The following is an 820-nucleotide window of genomic DNA, read 5'->3' on the forward strand; positions in this document are numbered from 1 at the left end:
GGCACTGTTGCAAATAGTCGGTGGTGATAAACTTATCATCCCCTTTTGCTGATGGAGCTGCACATGAACCCATTCAAAGGCCGGCATTTTCAGCGTGACATCATTCTGTGGGCCGTACGCTGGTACTGCAAATACGGCATCAGTTACCGTGAGCTGCAGGAGATGCTGGCTGAACGCGGAGTGAATGTCGATCACTCCACGATTTACCGCTGGGTTCAGCGTTATGCGCCTGAAATGGAAAAACGGCTGCGCTGGTACTGGCGTAACCCTTCCGATCTTTGCCCGTGGCAAATGGATGAAACCTACGTGAAGGTCAATGGCCGCTGGGCGTATCTGTACCGGGCCGTCGACAGCCGGGGCCGCACTGTCGATTTTTATCTCTCCTCCCGTCGTAACAGCAAAGCTGCATACCGGTTTCTGGGTAAAATCCTCAACAACGTGAAGAAGTGGCAGATCCCGCGATTCATCAACACGGATAAAGCGCCCGCCTATGGTCGCGCGCTTGCTCTGCTCAAACGCGAAGGCCGGTGCCCGTCTGACGTTGAACACCGACAGATTAAGTACCGGAACAACGTGATTGAATGCGATCATGGCAAACTGAAACGGATAATCGGCGCCACGCTGGGATTTAAATCCATGAAGACGGCTTACGCCACCATCAAAGGTATTGAGGTGATGCGTGCACTACGCAAAGGCCAGGCCTCAGCATTTTATTATGGTGATCCCCTGGGCGAAATGCGCCTGGTAAGCAGAGTTTTTGAAATGTAAGGCCTTTGAATAAGACAAAAGGCTGCCTCATCGCTAACTTTGCAACAGTGCC

1 protein-coding gene is annotated in these 820 nt (G+C 52.3%); it reads left to right on the forward strand.

Annotated elements, in window-relative coordinates:
* Positions 1-63: 63 nt before the first annotated feature.
* Positions 64-768, forward strand: coding sequence for an IS6-like element IS26 family transposase (locus tag ACLJXE_RS24305; RefSeq protein WP_023327680.1), 705 nt, complete (start codon positions 64-66; stop codon positions 766-768).
* Positions 769-820: the final 52 nt, after the last annotated feature.

The sequence above is a fragment of the Citrobacter sp. U14242 genome (assembly GCF_046555775.1).
Lineage (GTDB): Bacteria > Pseudomonadota > Gammaproteobacteria > Enterobacterales > Enterobacteriaceae > Citrobacter.

Coding starts and splice junctions, on each gene's coding strand:
- ACLJXE_RS24305 (WP_023327680.1), top strand. CDS start 64: ATGAACCCATTCAAAGGCCGGCATTTTCAGCGTGACATCATTCTGTGG.